General features: G+C 41.5%; 1 protein-coding gene. It reads right to left on the bottom strand.

Going from position 1 to position 915, the window contains the following annotated elements; genetic code table 11:
• Nucleotides 1-420 precede the first annotated feature (420 nt).
• Nucleotides 421-543: a small membrane protein gene (locus HMPREF9538_RS31485; RefSeq protein ID WP_009484572.1), complete on the bottom strand. Its 123-nt coding sequence runs from the start codon at nt 541-543 to the stop codon at nt 421-423.
• Nucleotides 544-915: the final 372 nt, after the last annotated feature.

Here is a 915-nt window from a genome sequence, read left to right as displayed (position 1 = left end):
TTTTTTTCTGCCGGGGGCGCCCCCCCCCCGCCAGTGTGTTCCTTTATCCCTCCTTCATTTCTCCTTCCCCGAGCCTATTTTCCGCTCATTCAGATTAACCTCAATAAATTGTGATGGACATTACGATCCTGCTCAAAAGCTGTTGCGGGTTGAAAACAGGTCCGATAAGTTAAACTTACCTTGTGAAGAGCTACCGTCACTGTGATGTAGATGCCGGAGATAAGCGCCGGGAGGTAAAACAAAGCCTGCAACGCAGGCTTTTGTTATTTATGGCATATGAATAAACGAGGGACAGGGCGTGAGTAGCGTTATTTTTCTTGCCTTAAGGCCATGCCAAAACGCAGAATGAATAGTCATTCTGTCATATCATTTTTTTATCTCTTAATATTATCTTAATCCAATTGCAATATGGAGCGGGCCTTACCACTTGCGTTTATTAAACGCCTGTTTCGTTTTCTTTCTGTCTTTCAGAAATGTAATTAAAGAGAACCCAGACACAGCAAGTAGTATGGCAGCCACCACTAAGAAAAATAGGTTTTGCATATTATATACCACCGGGCGTATGTTGATTGAATTATCAGTTTGATAAGGAATACACCAGTTTTGTGCTGTTGCATGGCTTTCTCTAACATATCCTGGATTTAGGAAAATTCCTACAGATAGTAATGTTTTTTATCAATCAGCATATAATGCTGTTTCCACTCACCAAATTGGGATGGATGACAGAAAAGTGTGAGTGCCTGGCGCGCGGATATTTGCTTTTTTGAAAAAGGCTGGATGAAACTGGTTTCAGGCGGGCGAGTAAAAAGGCAAAAATAGCGTCTATAGCACAAAATATTATATAAAAAATAATGAATGTGCATTCCGTCGACATATAGTCAGGATAACGGAGGTTACAGAGAAGGGGTTGGGGGG

It is taken from the genome of Klebsiella sp. MS 92-3 (assembly GCF_000195655.1).
Classification (GTDB): domain Bacteria; phylum Pseudomonadota; class Gammaproteobacteria; order Enterobacterales; family Enterobacteriaceae; genus Klebsiella; species Klebsiella pneumoniae.
The sequence above is the reverse complement of the archived record's forward strand: the minus strand, read 5'-3'. Positions and strand labels throughout refer to the sequence as shown.

What these genes read in the sequence shown, in the direction of transcription:
- HMPREF9538_RS31485 (WP_009484572.1), bottom strand. Translation starts at nt 543, where the DNA reads ATGCAAAACCTATTTTTCTTAGTGGTGGCTGCCATACTACTTGCTGTG.